The organism is Pseudomonas entomophila (assembly GCF_013523125.1).
Taxonomy (GTDB): domain Bacteria; phylum Pseudomonadota; class Gammaproteobacteria; order Pseudomonadales; family Pseudomonadaceae; genus Aquipseudomonas; species Aquipseudomonas entomophila_B.
This window is the reverse complement of the sequence record NZ_JAAMQJ010000005.1, coordinates 37859-54301: the sequence shown is the minus strand read 5'-3', so window position 1 is coordinate 54301 and position 16443 is coordinate 37859. Positions and strand designations below refer to the sequence as shown.

Annotated in this window: 14 protein-coding genes; 10 read left to right on the top strand and 4 right to left on the bottom strand. The window is 64.9% G+C overall.

Translation table 11 applies throughout. The features are described from left to right. Position 1 precedes the first annotated feature (1 nt). A complete protein-coding gene (gene clpS / locus G7007_RS04695; RefSeq protein ID WP_181099401.1) occupies positions 2-364 on the bottom strand; it encodes an ATP-dependent Clp protease adapter ClpS in 363 nt (120 codons plus the stop codon). Positions 365-588: 224 nt separating this feature from the next. Between clpS and cspD the strand changes: the two genes are divergently transcribed. The 10 genes from cspD to G7007_RS04645 all read left to right on the top strand — a co-directional run bounded on the left by cspD (position 589) and on the right by G7007_RS04645 (position 12562). Further along, complete coding sequence (gene cspD / locus G7007_RS04690; RefSeq protein ID WP_375139476.1) at positions 589-852, top strand: cold shock domain-containing protein CspD; 264 nt, start codon at positions 589-591, stop codon at positions 850-852. Positions 853-1242: 390 nt separating this feature from the next. Continuing rightward, the gene (locus G7007_RS04685; protein ID WP_181099397.1) at positions 1243-3468 is read left to right on the top strand and encodes an NADP-dependent isocitrate dehydrogenase; all 2226 of its coding nucleotides are present in this window, start codon (positions 1243-1245) and stop codon (positions 3466-3468) included. 255 nt (positions 3469-3723) lie between these two features. Continuing rightward, complete coding sequence (locus tag G7007_RS04680) at positions 3724-4164, top strand: NUDIX hydrolase (RefSeq protein WP_181099395.1); 441 nt, start codon at positions 3724-3726, stop codon at positions 4162-4164. A gap of 56 nt (positions 4165-4220) precedes the next feature. Then, the gene (mnmA, locus tag G7007_RS04675) at positions 4221-5345 is read left to right on the top strand and encodes a tRNA 2-thiouridine(34) synthase MnmA (protein ID WP_181099393.1); all 1125 of its coding nucleotides are present in this window, start codon (positions 4221-4223) and stop codon (positions 5343-5345) included. Further along, on the top strand, positions 5342-5962 hold the full coding sequence (hflD, locus tag G7007_RS04670; RefSeq protein ID WP_181099391.1) for a high frequency lysogenization protein HflD: 621 nt from the start codon (positions 5342-5344) through the stop codon (positions 5960-5962). The genes mnmA and hflD overlap by 4 nt, the downstream gene beginning before the upstream one ends. A 206-nt stretch (positions 5963-6168) precedes the next feature. Then, positions 6169-7539: an adenylosuccinate lyase gene (gene purB, locus G7007_RS04665; protein ID WP_181099389.1), complete on the top strand. Its 1371-nt coding sequence runs from the start codon at positions 6169-6171 to the stop codon at positions 7537-7539. An 81-nt stretch (positions 7540-7620) separates the two neighbouring features. Beyond that, positions 7621-8787 (top strand): ribosomal protein uL16 3-hydroxylase, encoded by a 1167-nt coding sequence (locus tag G7007_RS04660; RefSeq protein ID WP_181099387.1) that lies wholly within the window; start codon positions 7621-7623, stop codon positions 8785-8787. Next, positions 8780-9202, top strand: a complete 423-nt coding sequence (locus tag G7007_RS04655; RefSeq protein ID WP_060393957.1) for a GNAT family N-acetyltransferase — start codon at positions 8780-8782, stop codon at positions 9200-9202. The genes G7007_RS04660 and G7007_RS04655 overlap by 8 nt, the downstream gene beginning before the upstream one ends. Before the next feature lie 288 nt (positions 9203-9490). Continuing rightward, a complete protein-coding gene (locus G7007_RS04650) occupies positions 9491-11479 on the top strand; it encodes a DNA topoisomerase III (RefSeq protein ID WP_181099385.1) in 1989 nt (662 codons plus the stop codon). Positions 11480-11782: 303 nt separating this feature from the next. Continuing rightward, the gene (locus G7007_RS04645; RefSeq protein ID WP_181099383.1) at positions 11783-12562 is read left to right on the top strand and encodes a TSUP family transporter; all 780 of its coding nucleotides are present in this window, start codon (positions 11783-11785) and stop codon (positions 12560-12562) included. Here G7007_RS04645 and nudC read toward each other — a convergent pair. The 3 genes from nudC to G7007_RS04630 all read right to left on the bottom strand — a co-directional run bounded on the left by nudC (position 12530) and on the right by G7007_RS04630 (position 16383). Beyond that, a complete protein-coding gene (gene nudC, locus G7007_RS04640) occupies positions 12530-13360 on the bottom strand; it encodes an NAD(+) diphosphatase (RefSeq protein WP_181099381.1) in 831 nt (276 codons plus the stop codon). The two genes, G7007_RS04645 and nudC, sit on opposite strands and share 33 nt — an antisense overlap. 31 nt (positions 13361-13391) lie before the next feature. Next, on the bottom strand, positions 13392-14204 hold the full coding sequence (locus G7007_RS04635) for a crotonase/enoyl-CoA hydratase family protein (RefSeq protein WP_181099379.1): 813 nt from the start codon (positions 14202-14204) through the stop codon (positions 13392-13394). Between the two features lie 79 nt (positions 14205-14283). Further along, entirely contained in the window at positions 14284-16383 is a 2100-nt protein-coding gene (locus G7007_RS04630; RefSeq protein ID WP_181099377.1) for a sensor domain-containing protein, read from the bottom strand. Positions 16384-16443: the final 60 nt, after the last annotated feature.

Genomic DNA, 16443 nt, shown 5'->3' with positions numbered 1-16443 from the left:
TTTAACCGTCCTTCTCGATTTCACAGAGTAGCGGATGCTGGCTTTCTCTCGCGTATTGATTGACCTGCGTGGCCTTGGTCTCGGCAATGTCGCGGGTGAACAATCCGCAGACTGCCCGTCCTTCGGTGTGGACGGTCAGCATGATCTTGGTCGCCAGCTCGCGGTTCAGATTGAAGAACGTTTCGAGCACCTCGACGACGAAATCCATCGGCGTGTAGTCATCATTGAACAGTACCACCTTGTACATGGGTGGCGCCTGCAGGGCGGGCTTGGCTTCCTGAGTCGCCAGACCGGCGCCGTCGTCGTCATGCGACTGCTGGCGATCCTGATTGAATGTTAGTCGAATCTGGCTGGTTGCATGCATGGAAAGAATTTCATCACATCGACAGGTTAAGGTAGTGGGTCGGATCGCGCAGGCCTGCGACGCTGCAGCCGCCACGTGACCTTGACTATCGGCGAATCGGTGTTACAACCAATATAGAGCCCACCGTGGTCAATAAAGATCCGCGCAGTCAACCCGATTTTTTCGCAGGTTCGTATGCGGATGACGTCGATGATACTCCAGTGATGGAGCCTTTGCAGAGGGACATGAGGATGACCAGCGGTAAAGTCAAGTGGTTCAACAATGCCAAGGGCTACGGCTTCGTGAACAAGGACGATTCGACCGAAGACCTGTTCGCCCATTATTCGGCGGTCAAGATAGACGGCTACAAGACCTTGAAGGCTGGCCAGCGAGTCGTGTTCGACATCGTTCAGGGCCCCAAGGGCCTGCATGCCATCAACATCACTCCGGCACCGGCCACGGTCGAAGACGCTTCACTGGAGGCTCCGGAGCTGGCGCACACCCGCTAGCCTCCATGCTCCCCACCTTCCCACCGGTCGTTTCGACGAGCGATCGGTGTACTCGCGCCTGCGCGCCACCCCGCCTTTTACTACATCTTTGGTCGTAGAAACGAATCGATATCATGCCCGCCTTGCCGATTTTGATGCCGTGTTTGTTATACTCCGGCCCTGACCGTAGGGTCACCGGGCGAACCCATGGAAAGACACGGCTCGCCCACCGGCCTTGACGGCCAACCTGCCCGACGTGCCTGGCACGTCAGGCCCATGACGCTCGACTGATGCATCCACCATCACCGCTTCGCTGCCGCTCGAGCCGTCCACGCCCAGGCCTGGACGTAGCGCCCACACAGCGCCTCTCGAGACCGGGCACGCTCGGCAAAACAGAGAGTTAACCCGCCTATGCCCTCCCGTTCCAAGATCATCTACACCTTCACCGACGAAGCCCCTGCCCTCGCCACCTATTCACTGCTGCCTGTCATCGAAGCGTTCACCGCGTCGGCCGACATCGCCGTCGAAACGCGCGACATCTCGCTGGCCGGCCGTATCCTGGCCGCCTTCCCCGAGCAGCTTGGCGCCGAGAAGCAGGTAGGCGATCACCTGGCGGAACTGGGTCAACTGGCGACCACCCCTGAAGCGAACATCATCAAGCTGCCCAACATCAGCGCCTCGGTCCCGCAGCTCAAGGCCGCGATCAAGGAGCTGCAAGCCCAGGGCTACGCCATTCCCGACTACGCCGACGAACCGGCCACGGACGCCGAGAAAGAGTCCCGCGCCCGCTACGACCGCATCAAGGGCAGCGCCGTCAACCCCGTGCTGCGTGAAGGCAACTCGGACCGTCGTGCACCGCTGTCGGTGAAGAACTACGCACGCAAGCACCCGCACAAGATGGGCGCCTGGAGCGCCGAGTCGCGCTCGCACGTCGCGCACATGGACAACGGCGACTTCTACGGCAGCGAGAAAGCCGCGCTGATCGAAGCCGACGGCAGCCTGCGCATCGAGCTGGTGGGCAAAGACGGCAACAGCACCGTGCTGAAGGAAAAGACCGCGGTCAATGCGGGTGAGGTGGTCGATTGCGCCGTCATGAGCCGCAAGGCGCTCAAGGCCTTCATCGCGCAGCAGATCGAAGACGCCAAGGCGTCGGGCGTGCTGTTCTCGGTGCACCTGAAAGCCACCATGATGAAAGTCTCCGACCCGATCATGTTCGGCATCATCGTCGAAGCCTTCTATGGCGACGTGCTCAACCGCCACGCTGACGCCCTGGCCAAGGCCGGCTTCAATGCCAACAACGGCATCGGTGACCTGTATGCGCGCCTCAAGGACCTGCCGGCCGACCAGCAGGCCGCCATCGAAGGCGAGATTCAGGCCCTGTACGCCGAGCGTCCGGCCCTGGCCATGGTCAACTCCGATAAGGGCATCACCAACCTGCACGTGCCGAGCGACGTCATCGTCGACGCTTCGATGCCGGCCATGATCCGTGACTCGGGCAAGATGTGGAACGCCGCCGGCGAGCTGCAGGATGCCAAAGCGATCATCCCGGACCGTTGCTACGCCGGCATCTACCAGGCCGTGATCGAAGACTGCAAGGCCAATGGCGCCTTCGACCCGACCACCATGGGCAGCGTGCCGAACGTGGGCCTGATGGCGCAGAAAGCCGAAGAGTACGGCTCCCACGACAAGACCTTCCAGATCAAGGCCGACGGCGTGGTCCGCGTGTCGGACAGCCAGGGCAAGGTGCTGATGGAGCAGGCCGTCGAGACCGGTGACATCTTCCGCATGTGCCAGACCAAGGACGCGCCGATCCAGGATTGGGTCAAGCTGGCCGTCAACCGCGCACGCCTGAGCAATACGCCGGCCGTGTTCTGGCTGGACCCGGCCCGTGCCCACGACGCCGTGATGATCGAGAAGGTCCAGACCTACCTCAAGGATCACGACACCAACGGCCTGGACATCCGCGTCATGGCGCCGGTCGACGCGATCAAGTTCTCCCTGGACCGCATCCGCAAGGGCGAGGACACCATCTCGGTGACCGGCAACGTGCTGCGCGATTACCTGACCGACCTGTTCCCGATCATGGAGCTGGGCACCAGCGCCAAGATGCTGTCGATCGTCCCGCTGATGAACGGTGGGGGCCTGTTCGAAACCGGCGCTGGCGGTTCGGCCCCCAAGCACGTGCAACAGCTGGTGGAAGAGAACTTCCTGCGCTGGGATTCGCTGGGCGAGTTCCTGGCCTTGGCCGCCTCGCTGGAGCACCTGGGCGAAGTCTACGACAACCCCAAAGCCAAGGTGCTGGCAGCCACGCTGGACAAGGCCACCGGCCAGTTCCTCGACACCAACAAGTCGCCGGCGCGCAAGGTCGGCGGCATCGACAACCGCGGCAGCCACTTCTACCTGACCCTGTACTGGGCCCAGGCCCTGGCCGCGCAGAACGACGACACCGAGCTGCAAGCGCGCTTCGCCCCGCTGGCCAAGGCCTTGACCGAGAACGAAGCGACCATCGTCGCCGAGCTCAACGACGTTCAGGGCAAGCCGGCCGACATCGGTGGCTACTACGCGCCGAACCCTGAACTGACCGCCAAGGTGATGCGCCCTAGCACCACCTTCAACAGCGCCCTCGCGGCCCTGTAAGCCACCTGGCGATCGGCAAGAACCCCGGCCACGCACCGGGGTTCTTGCTTTTTGAGTGACAAGCGGCAAGCGGCAAGCGGCAAGCGGCAAGCGGCAAGCGGCAAGCGGCAAGCGAGAGCGTCAGCGCCGTCTCGACGTCCTGTCAACACCTGACTCACCGCACTACCGTCCGCTTGTAGCTTGTAGCTTGTAGCTTGTAGCTTGTAGCTTGTAGCTTGTAGCTTGTAACTTGCCACTCCCCCCTAAGGAGCCCCCATGCCCTGGCACCCCCACATCACCGTCGCCACGGTCATCGAAGATCAAGGCCGATTCCTGATGGTCGAGGAATTCAAGGCCGGCAAGCACGTGTTCAACCAGCCCGCCGGGCACCTCGAACCGAACGAGACGCTATGCCAGGCGGCCCTGCGCGAAACACTCGAAGAGACGGCCTGGGAGGTCGAGCTGACCGGCGTGGTCGGTATCTACCTCTATACGGCGCCCAGCAACGGCGTGACCTACCAGCGCATCTGCTTCGCCGCACGCGCCGTACGCCATCATCCACAACGCGCACTGGACGCCGACATCGTCCGGGCGGTATGGCTGAGCCGGGAAGCCTTGCTGGCCGAGCCGGATCGCTGGCGCAGCGAGCTGGTGCCACGCTGCATCGACGATTACCTGGCCGGCCCACTGCACAGCCTTGCACTGCTGCGCGACTGACGTTCGCGAAGCGGCCTGCTAGAATCGGCGTTTTTCCCAGATACACACCGGTAGCCATGACCAGCCCAGCACTCAAAGACCCCGCCCAGACCCGTGTCATCGTCGGCATGTCCGGCGGCGTGGACTCTTCCGTCTCCGCCCAGCTCCTGATCGAGCAGGGCTACCAGGTGGAAGGCCTGTTCATGAAGAACTGGGAAGAGGACGATGGAACCGACTACTGCACCGCCCGCGAAGACCTGGCCGATGCCCAGGCTGTGTGCGATCGCATCGGCATCACCCTGCACACCGCCAACTTCGCCGCCGAATACTGGGACAACGTGTTCGAGCACTTCCTCGAGGAGTACAAGGCCGGTCGCACGCCCAACCCCGACATCCTCTGCAACCGCGAGATCAAGTTCAAGGCCTTCCTGGACTACGCCCTGTCGCTGGGCGCCGACCTGATCGCCACCGGCCACTACGTGCGTCGACGCGACACCGAGACCGAAACGCAACTGCTCAAGGGGTTGGACCCAAACAAGGACCAGAGCTACTTCCTGCACGCCGTGGGCGGCCAGGAAATCGCACGGACGCTGTTTCCGGTCGGTGAGCTGGAAAAGCCCCAGGTCCGCGCCATCGCCGAACGGCATGGCCTGGCCACGGCCAAGAAGAAGGATTCGACCGGCATCTGCTTCATCGGCGAACGCCGCTTCAGCGACTTCCTCAAGCAGTACCTGCCGGCCCAGCCCGGCGACATCGAAACCACCGACGGCGACGTCATCGGTCGTCACCACGGCCTGATGTACCACACCATCGGCCAACGCCAGGGGCTGGGTATCGGCGGCATGAAGGATGCCGGTGACGAACCCTGGTACGTGCTCGAGAAGGACCTCGTTCGCAACGTGCTGGTGGTCGGCCAGGGCAACGATCACCCCTGGCTGTTCGCCCGCGCGCTGCTGGCCTCGGAGATCTTCTGGGTCAACCCGGTCGACCTGTCCACCCCACGCCGGCTCACGGCCAAGGTCCGTTACCGGCAGGGTGACCAGGGCTGCGTACTGGAGCGCACTGAAGACGGTTACCGCGCCGTGTTCGATGAAGCCCAGCGTGCCGTCACGCCCGGGCAATCGGTGGTGTTCTACGACGGCGAGATCTGCCTGGGCGGTGGTGTGATCGAGACGGCAGAGCCGTGGAGCCCGCGCGCATGAACACGACCCAGGAGCAACTGGTCGCACTGGGCGCCGTGTTCCAGGCGGCCGTGCTGGTCGACCGTATCGCACGCACCGGTCAGGCCGGCGAGGCCGAGCTGGGGTGCATGCTCGGCAGCCTGTTGGTGCGTGACCCCGACACCACGCTGCAGGTCTTCGGCGGCAGCGACCTGCACCTGCGCGACGGTTACCGCGCGCTGGCCGGCGCGCTCGAGCGCGACCCCAGCAGCCTGCAGCGCGAGCCCCTGCGCTATGCGCTGTCCATGCTTGGCCTGGAGCGTCACCTGGGCAAGCGTGATGACCTGCTGGGCATCATCGGCCAACGCTTACCGCAGATTCAGGCCCAGGCCGACCACTTCGGCCTGGTGCACGACAACGTGATCGCCTCGTGCGGGGCCTTGTACCAGGACACCCTGAGCACCTTGCGCCAGCGCATTCAGGTGCATGGCGATACCCGCTTCCTGCAACAGGCGAGCAATGCCTCGAAGATCCGTGCCATCCTGTTGGCGGGCATCCGTGCCGCGCGGCTGTGGCGCCAGGTGGGCGGGCATCGCTGGCAGCTGGTGTTCAGCCGACGCAAGCTGCTCAACGAGCTGTACGGGATGATGCGCACCTGACGACAAGGGCCTGCGGTCGCGGTGTCGGCCCAAGGGTACGGGTGCCACGCGGCGCACCGACGGACGGCGGAATGTTCGCATTCACGGCGCGGCACTTGGGCCCAAGCCGGCTGTCCGAGACCGATGGTGTGCAGTGCGCGACGCAAGGTCGCGCTTTTCATGTATGATATGCGCCCTCCAAAAGCCTGACTGTCCGAGAATACGCCATGCAGCTTTCCTCGCTCACCGCGGTTTCCCCCGTAGACGGCCGCTACGCCGGCAAAACCCAGGCCTTGCGCCCGATCTTCAGTGAATACGGTCTGATCCGTTTCCGGGCCCTGGTCGAAGTCCGCTGGCTGCAACGCCTGGCCGCCCACCCGCAGATCGAGGAAGTGCCAGCCTTCTCCGCGCAGGCCAATGCCCTGCTCGACCGCCTGGCCACCGATTTCCAGCTCGAGCATGCCGAGCGTGTGAAGGAAATCGAGCGCACCACCAACCATGACGTCAAGGCCATCGAGTACCTGCTCAAGGAGCAGGCGGCGCAACTGCCGGAGCTGGACAAGGTCAGCGAGTTCATCCACTTTGCCTGCACCAGCGAAGACATCAACAACCTGTCCCACGCCTTGATGCTGCGCGCCGGCCGCGACGACGTGCTGCTGCCGCTGATGCGCCAGATCGCCGACGCCATCCGCGCCCTGGCCCACCTGCACGCCGACGTGCCGATGCTGTCGCGCACCCATGGCCAGCCGGCCTCGCCGACGACCTTGGGCAAGGAACTGGCCAACGTGGTGTACCGCCTGGAGCGCCAGATCGCCCAGGTGGCTGCCGTGCCGCTGCTGGGCAAGATCAACGGCGCCGTGGGCAACTACAACGCGCACCTGTCGGCCTACTCGCAGATCGACTGGGAAGCCAATGCCCGCGCCTTCATCGAAGACGAACTGGGCCTGGTGTTCAACCCCTACACCACCCAGATCGAGCCGCACGACTACATTGCCGAGCTGTTCGATGCCATCGCGCGCTTCAACACCATCCTCATCGACTTCGACCGTGATGTCTGGGGCTACATCTCGCTGGGCTACTTCAAGCAGAAGACCGTCGCGGGCGAAATCGGCTCCTCGACCATGCCGCACAAGGTCAACCCGATCGACTTCGAGAACTCCGAAGGCAACCTGGGCATCGCCAACGCGCTGTTCCAGCACCTGGCGAGCAAGCTGCCGATCTCCCGCTGGCAGCGTGACCTGACCGACTCCACCGTGCTGCGCAACCTGGGCGTGGGCTTTGCGCACAGCGTGATCGCCTACGAAGCCAGCCTCAAGGGCATCGGCAAGCTGGAAATCAACACCCAGCGCATCGCCGCCGACCTCGACGCCTGCTGGGAAGTGCTCGCCGAGCCGATCCAGACGGTGATGCGCCGCTTCAACATCGAGAACCCCTACGAGAAGCTCAAGGAGCTGACCCGTGGCAAGGGCATCACCCCCGAGGCGCTGCTGACCTTCATCGACGGCCTGGACATGCCGGCCGAGGCCAAGGCCGAGCTGAAGGCGCTGACCCCGGCGCGCTACATCGGCAATGCCGCCGAGCAGGCCAGACGCATCTGATCGACGCCTTGCGTGCGACGCCCGGCCTGGCCGGGCGTTTTTATTCGCGACCCCAAATCCAGTTTTATCAATAGGTTGAGCATGAATCCTGATACCCCACTTCAGCTGCTGGGCGGCCTGACGGCACGCGAGTTCCTGCGCGATTACTGGCAGAAGAAGCCGTTGCTGGTGCGCAAGGCCTTCACCGACTTCGAGAGCCCGATCGACGCCGACGAACTGGCCGGCCTGGCCCTGGAAGACGAAGTCGAATCGCGCCTGGTGCTGGAGCATGGCGAGCGCCCTTGGGAACTGCGCCGCGGCCCCTTCACCGAGGAGACGTTCGCCGAGCTGCCCGCGCGCGACTGGACGCTGCTGGTGCAGGCGGTCGATCAGTTCGTCCCGGAAGTGGCCGAACTGCTGGAGCACTTCCGCTTCCTGCCCAGCTGGCGCATCGATGATGTGATGATCAGCTTCGCCACGCCGGGCGGCAGCGTCGGTCCGCACTTCGACAATTACGATGTGTTCCTGCTGCAGGGCATGGGCAAGCGCAATTGGAAGATCGGCCAGGTGTGCGACAGCGACAGCCCGCTGATCGCCCATGCCGACCTGCGCATCCTCGCCGACTTCGAGCAGAGCGACGAGTGGACGCTCGAGCCTGGCGACATGCTGTACCTGCCACCTCGCCTGGCGCACTACGGCGTGGCCGAAGACGATTGCCTGACCTATTCGGTCGGTTTCCGTGCACCGAGCGCGGCCGAAGTGCTGACCCACTTCACCGACTTCCTCAGCCAGTTCCTGCCGGACGAAGAGCGCTACAGCGATGCCGACGCCGAGCCGGTGCGCGACCCGCACCAGATCCAGCGTGATTCGCTCGACCGCCTCAAGGCCCTGCTGAGCGAGCACATGGGCGACGAGCGCCTGCTGCTGACCTGGTTCGGCCAGTTCATGACAGAACCACGCTACCCTGAGCTGGTGAGCGGTGAAGAACTGACCGAAGAGGACCTGATCGACAGCCTCGAGCAAGGCGCCATCCTGATTCGCAACCCGAGTGCGCGGATGGCCTGGTCGGAAGTCGACGATGACCTGCTGCTGTTCGCCAGCGGCCAGAGCCGCCTGCTGCCGGGGCATTTGCGCGAGCTGCTCAAGCTGGTCTGCGCCGCCGACGCCCTGCACATCGAGAACCTGGCACCGTGGCTGGAAGACGAAGACGGCCTGACCGTGGTCTGCCAGTTGGTCAAGCAAGGCAGCCTGGGCTTCGCCGATGAATAAGGTACGCGTGCGCCTGGCCGACTGGCACAAGGACAACGCGGCCATCCGCTGCATCCGCGAGGCCGTGTTCGTGGCCGAGCAGCACGTGCCGCCCGAGCTGGAATGGGATGCCGAGGATGCTACGGCGCTGCACTTCCTGGCGCTCGAAGGGGATTATCCGGTCGGCACCGCACGCCTGTTGCGCGACGGTACCATCGGCCGGGTCTCGGTGCTCAAGGACTGGCGCGGCCTGAAGGTGGGCCACCTGTTGCTCGAGGCGGTGATCCAGGAAGCCGAACAGCAAGGCCTGACGCAGCAGACGCTCAGCGCCCAGGTGCACGCGACGGCGTTCTACGAGCAGTTCGGGTTTCGCGTGGTGAGCGAAGAGTTCCTCGAGGCAGGGATTCCGCACGTGGACATGGTGCGCGAAGCCTGATTTGACTGACCTGCGGGACGGTGGCGAGGCTGCTACCGTCATCGCGGGCAAGCCCGCTCCCACACAGATCTCTGCAGACTGTAGTTGCAGGCATGGCTGCGCAAGCCGTTTGTGGAGCGGGCTTGCCCGCGATGACCTGCAGAGTCCTTCGGGCAATCACCCTGATACCTTGTGCAACTGGCCACTGCTTCCCCGCTCACCTGTACATCCGTACAGATAACGCTTGCCTCCCGCCCCGATTTTCCCCATCCTGACAGGCCTCGACCCTTCACGAAGCGTTTGCGCCCCATGCGCCTGTTCCTCTGCGAAAAACCCTCCCAAGCCAAGGACATCGCCAGCGTCCTGGGCGCCCGTCGGCGAGGTGACGGTTGCTGGCAGGGCACTGACGTCTGCGTCACTTGGTGCATTGGCCATCTGCTGGAGACCGCCCCACCGGACAGTTATGACGAGCGCTACAAGCGCTGGGTGTTGAGCGATCTGCCGATCATCCCGCCCGCCTGGAAGATGCTGGTCAAGCCCAAGACGGCAAGCCAGTTCAAGGTGGTCAAGCGCCTGCTCGGTGAAGCTCGCGAATTGGTGATCGCCACCGACGCCGACCGCGAGGGTGAGATGATCGCCCGTGAACTGGTCGAGCACTGCCGCTACCGCGGCCCGATCCAGCGGCTGTGGCTGTCGGCGCTGGACGAAGCCTCGATCCGCAAGGCGCTCGGGCAACTACGGCCTGGCCAGGAAACCTTCACGCTCTACCATTCGGCGCTGGGGCGCTCGCGCGCCGACTGGCTGATCGGCATGAACATGAGCCGTCTGTTCACCCTGCTCGGGCGCCAGTCCGGCTATCAAGGGGTGCTGCCCGTCGGGCGCGTGCAGACGCCCACCTTGCGCCTGATCGTCGATCGCGATCACAGCATCGAGGCGTTCGTCCCCATGCCCTATTGGGCCATCGAAGCACAGCTCGACCATGCCGGCACCTCCTTTACCGCCCACTGGCGTGTGCCGGAGGACCAGAGCGACGATCAGGGTCGCTGCCTGAAGCGCGAGGTCGCCGAGCAAGCGGCACAGGCGATGTGTGCCGCAGGCGCAGCGACGGTGTTCGAGGTGGCCACCGAGCGTGTGCGTGAGGTCGCGCCCCTGCCGTTCGATCTTGGCACCCTGCAGGAGGTGTGCTCGAAGAAGCTGGGCCTGGGCGCACAGGAAACGCTGGACATCGCCCAGTCGCTGTACGAGACGCACAAGCTGATCACCTACCCGCGCAGCGACTGCGGCTACCTGCCGCTGAGCCAGCATGGCGAGGCGGCCAGCATCCTGTCGGCCCTGCAACGCGCCGACGCACGCCTGGCCTCGCTGCAACCGTACCTGCAGCCACAGCGCCGCTCGCGTGCCTGGAACGATGCCAAGGTCACCGCGCACCACGGCATCATTCCGACGGCTGCCGCCAGCGACCCGGAACGCCTGCCCCGCACGGCCAAGGCGGTGTACACATTGATTCGAGCGCGTTATCTGGCGCAGTTCCTGCCTCACCACGAGTACGACCGCACCCAGGCCGAGCTCGACAGCGCCGGCCACGCCCTGCGTGCGGTGGGCAAGCAGATCGTCGAACCCGGCTGGCGCCGCGCCCTGCCGGAAGCGTTGACGCCTGCCAAGGGCCGTGAAGCCCCGCCTGCCCAGGTGCTGCCTGCGCTGAGCCAGGGCGTGGTCTGCCGGATGCTTGATGTACTGCTCAAGGACCTGTGGACGCAACCGCCCAAACCGTTCACCGAAGGTGACCTGATCAAGGCCATGAAGAACGTGGCCAAGTGGGTCGAGGATCCACGACTCAAACAGAAGCTCAAGGAAACCACCGGCATCGGCACCGAGGCGACCCGGGCCAACATCATCCAGGGGCTGCTCGACCGAGGCTACCTGGTCAAGAACGGCAAGGCCCTGGTCGCCACGCCGGCCGCCCGCAGCCTGATCGCCGCCGTGCCCAAGGCCATCGCCGACCCTGGAACCACGGCGATCTGGGAGCAGGCGCTGGACATGGTGCAAAGTGGCGAGATGACCTTGGAGGAGTTCGTCACGCGGCAGTCGGCCTGGGTGGGCAAACTGGTGGAACGCTGTGCGGGCATGCGCCTGACCATCACGGGCCCCGCTACGCCGGCGGGCCGAGCAGGCACGCCCTGGAAGAAGAAGCGTAAACCCAGTGCAGCCCGTTCGGGCGAAGGGACCACGGCCAAAAATACCACTGGCAAGGCGGCATCGGGGGCACCCCGGCAGCGGCGAGCACGCAAGGCAGATTGACGGCCTGCTTTCATCTGCCTTGTTTTCACACAGCCCCATGAGGCGCTGAGCCCAGAGGCTGGACAGGCAGGCGTTTCGAGGCTGACAGGACCGTCCGTTGCTGGTTACCATGGGGCGGTTGAAGGGCAATACGCGTGGCAGGCAGTGACGAGCGGGAAACAGACGCCCGTGCGCCTGGCGCGCCCCTCAACACTGCAGACCAAGAACAGGGATGCGCGATCGACAGGGGCGTCGGCTTGACAGCGATGAACCCACCTTGCTGCAGAACCTGACCTCCCCCACCCTTCAAGCGCGCCTTGCCCCATGCCTTTCGAACTCACCGTAGAACCTCTCACCCTGCTGATCCTCATCGGCGTCGCCTTTCTCGCCGGCTTCATCGACGCCATCGCAGGCGGCGGCGGGCTGCTGACCGTGCCTGCCTTGCTGACCGCCGGCATGCCACCCCACCTGGTACTGGGCACCAACAAGCTCAGCTCCACCTTCGGCTCGGCCACCGCCACCCTCACCTACTACCGGCGCAAGCTGTTCCACCCGGCGCACTGGCGCCTGGCGATCGGCGGCACCCTGGTCGGTGCGCTGCTGGGCGCCATCGTCGCTCACTACCTGCCGGCCGAATGGCTGAACAAGATGCTGCCGGTCATGGTCTTCGCCTGTGGCCTGTACCTGCTGTTCGGCGGTACGCCGAAAGCCCCTGCCGAGGCCGACGCGCCGATCCGCAAGACCTGGCAATTGCCCCAGGGCCTGTCGCTGGGCTTCTATGATGGTGTCGCCGGTCCCGGCACTGGCGCGTTCTGGACGGTAAGCACTCTGCTGCTCTACCCGGTCGACCTGGTACGCGCCAGCGGCGTGGCGCGCAGCATGAACTTCGTCAGCAACGCGGCGGCACTGTCGGTGTTCGTCTTCTCTGGTCAGGTCGACTGGATCGTCGGCCTGGCCATGGGGCTGTCGGTGATGGGCGGCGCCTTCTTCGGCGCCCGTACGGCCATCAGCGGTGGTAGCAAGTTCATTCGCCCGGTGTTCATCACCGTGGTGCTGGCCCTGACCGTGCGCCTAGCCTGGCAGCACTGGTTCGGGCAGGCCTAGACGCTGCGCCACATAGAGGTCGATCAGGTGGCGCGCGATCGAACGCGTGGCCGGCAGTGGCGGCAGGTCGTGGATGTCGAACCAGCGGGCATCCTCGATCTCCTCCGGTTGCATGACGATCTCGCCCCCGGCGTACTCGGCATGAAAGCCCAGCATCATGGAATGCGGAAACGGCCAGCACTGGCTGCCGACATAGCGAATGTCGCGCACCTGCACCGCCACTTCCTCGCGCACCTCGCGCACCAGGCAGTCCTCGGCCGACTCGCCCGGCTCGGCGAAACCGGCCAGGGTGCTGTAGACCCCGGTCACGAAGCGCGGCGAACGCGCCAGCAGGACCTCGTCGCCTCGGGTCACCAGCACGATCATGCTGGGTGAAATCCGTGGATAGCTGCGCAGGCCGCACGCGGCGCAGTGCATCGCCCGCTCCCAGCGCACCTGGGTGGTCGGCTGGCCGCAACTGCCGCAAAAACGGTGCTCGCGCGCCCAGGTGCCGATTTGCGCGGCGTAGCCCAGTACTTGGTAGACGGTGTAGTCGCCTTCCAGCATGAAGGTGCGCAGCCCTTGCCAGCGGTGACCCGGCACGCTGGCGGTATGGCGCAGCTCGAGCAGGAACAGCGGTTGTCCCTCGAGATGCCCGATGCCATGCTCACCTAGGACGTCCAGCCCTTGGCGCTTGAGCCAGCCTCGGTCGAACACCGGGCCCCGTTCGCCGACCAGGAAGCCCTCCGGCCCACGGGCGACGGCCAATCCACCGGGCAGGGCCGGATCCAGTACCGCAGTGCTCCAACGTGACGACATTCGAGGGTTCCTTGAGCAGTGCCGACCATCGTCAGTCGGCGAAATCAGGTGTCTGTCTGTTCGTGTGCGCCAGCAGGGCCACGCGCACATCCTGCGATTGCAGCATCGCCGCGTTCCAGGTGGCGACGTATTCCAACCCATCGGCCACGCTGTGGTCGCGCATGTAGCTGATCATGCGTTTGGTTCCGGCCACGGCCAGCGGCGACTTGGCAGCGATCTGCGCAGCGATCTCGAACACACCCTGCAACAACGCGGGCGTGTCGCCATAGATGCGGTTGACCAGCCCGATACGCAAGGCTTCCTGCGCCTCGACCGCGCGCCCGGTGTAGGCCAGCTCGCGCAGCAGGCCATCGCCGATGATCCGGGGCAGGCGTTGCAAGGTTCCGACATCGGCGGCCATGCCAAGGTCGATTTCCTTGATCGAGAAATGCGCATCGGCGCTGCAATAGCGCATGTCGCAGGCCGAGACCAGGTCGATGGCCCCGCCGAGGCAATAGCCCTGGATGGCCGCCAGCACCGGTTTGCGGCACTGATCGACCGCCTCGAACGAAGCTTGCAGGCGCAGGATGGTACGGCGCAGCGTGCGTGCATTGCGGCCGACGTCAGGCCCCAGCTGGCCGGCCACCGAGGCCAGCAGGCTCAGGTCGATGCCGGCGGAAAAGTGTTTGCCTGCGCCGCTGAGCACCACCACGCGCACGGCATCGGTCTCGTCGGCCCAGCGAAAGACCTCGACGATCTCCTCCCAGAACGCCGCATGCATGGCGTTGACCTTGTCGGCACGGTCGATCTGGATGTGGGCGATGTGGTCGGTCAGTTCGACCTTGAAGGCGGTGTAGGGATTCACGCGACACTCCTGCGAAGAATGAGCCAGAGCCCGGACTATACCTCAGCCCGGTGCCCTGTCGTCATGGCAGGGCCTGGCGTCACGTCGCCCGCGTCGGTGGACAGACTGCGTGTTCGATGATCGGGCCGGGCCGCCCGAACAGATAGCCTTGCAGGTGCGAGCAGCCTTCATCCGCCAGGCGCAGCATCTGCTCACGCGACTCCACGCCTTCGGCAGTAGTCTTGATCAGCAGGCTGCTGCTCAAACCGGTGATGGCGCGGATGATCGACAGCGCCTCGCGGCTCTCGCCCATCTCGTGAACGAACGACTTGTCGATCTTGATCCGGTCGAACGGGAACGAACGCAGGTAGCCGAGCGAGGAATACCCAGTGCCGAAGTCGTCCAGGGAAATGCCGACACCCATCTGCTTGAGCGCACGCAGGGTACGGATGTTCTCCTCGCTGTTCTCCAATAGCACCGACTCGGTGATCTCCAGCTCCAGGCGCTGCGCCGGCAAGCCCGAGTCCGACAATGCCAGGGCCACGTCCTCCACCAGGTGGCTGTTCTTGAACTGTTTGGGTGACAGGTTGACCGCGATCGTCTGCTCGCCGCTCCAGCGAGCAGCTTCGCGACAGGCCAGGTTGAGCACGCGACTGCCGACCTCGTGGATCAGCCCGGACTCCTCGGCGATGGGGATGAAGTCCATGGGCATGATCAGGCCCATGCTGGGATGGTCCCAGCGCACCAGCGCTTCGTAGCCGGTGACCACTTCGCCGGTGCGGTCGACGATCGGCTGGTAATGCAGGTGCAATTGCCCCAGGTGCAAGGCTGCGCGCAGGTCGGTCTCGACCAGCCGTCGCTTGCGCGCGGCGGCATCGAGGGCAACGTGAAAGCTTTCGTGGCGGTTGCGGCCTCGACGCTTGGCCTCGTACAGCGCCATGTCGGCATAGCCAAGCAGCTGCTCGGCCTGGTAATGGTCGGCCGGGGCGAAGGCGATGCCGATGCTCAAGCCCAACGAGAAACGGTGACCTTCGATGTGGAACGGAGGGACGACCGCGTCGATCAGCCGCTGGGCGGTGGTTTGCGCCAGCGTCGGGGATGCCAGGTCGCAGAGCACCACCGCAAACTCATCGCCCCCCAGACGCGCCAGGGTGTCCTGGTCGCGCAACTCACGGCGCAGGCGCCCGCTCAAGGCGCGCAACAGCTTGTCGCCGAAGGCATGGCCCAGGGCATCGTTGACGTTCTTGAAGTTGTCCAGGTCCAGGCACAGGGTCGCGGTGACCCGGCCATTGGCACCGTCACGTTCGAGGGCCTTGCGCAGGTGCTCGTTGAACAGCGTGCGGTTAGGCAGCCCGGTCAACGCATCGTGGTGGGCCATGTGCTGGATCCGCGCATGGGCGGCGCGCTCTTCCGTGACGTCCTCGGCGATGAACAAGACGTAACTGTCGGTGGCGACATCGTTTTCGCAGCGCAAGACGCGGCTGCGCAGGGTGCGCGTGCCCAGCAGGGTCGGCACGCGAACCTCGCTGACCTGTGCCTGGGCACGCTCGGCCCCCCAGGCCAACTGCTGGCGCAGGTAGTGCGCGGTTTCCGGTGCCAGCGTGTCCTCCGGAAGGCGTCCGACCATGCCACCGAGCGCGCCGCAGAAGAGCTGCTCGGCCTGTGGGTTGGCCAGCAGGATGCGCTGGCTATGGATGTCCTGGACGACGATGCTGGCGGGAATGTGTGCGATCACCGAGTCCAGGAACCGCGACAGCACTTGCATCTCGTGGCTGTAGCTCTCCGCCAGCTCCTTGGCCGCCAGCAGCTCCAGTTCGTGTTGGCGCCGCTCGCTGATGTCCCGGGTGATCTTGGCAAAGCCGATCAGCTCGCCGGCCTCGTCATGCACGGCATCGATCACCACATGGGCCCAGAACGTGGAGCCATCCTGGCGCTGGCGCCAGCCCTGGTCCTCGAAACGCCCTTCCTGGCGCGCCCGGTCGAGGTTGCGTTGCGCGACGCCTGCCTTGCGCTCCGATTCGGTGTAGAAGACCGAATAGTGTCGTCCGATGATCTCCTCGGCGGCATATCCCTTAGCCCGCTGTGCACCCGTGTTCCAGTTGGCGACCACGCCCTCAGGCGTCAGCATGTAGATGGCATAGTCGATGACGCCCTGGACAAGCAGGCGGTACATCGTGTCGGAACTGGCAGTGGGCAACATCGCGGACGACCTCATGACACACGCCGACCCCCCGCGGAATCGGCGTTGAAATGTGGCCAC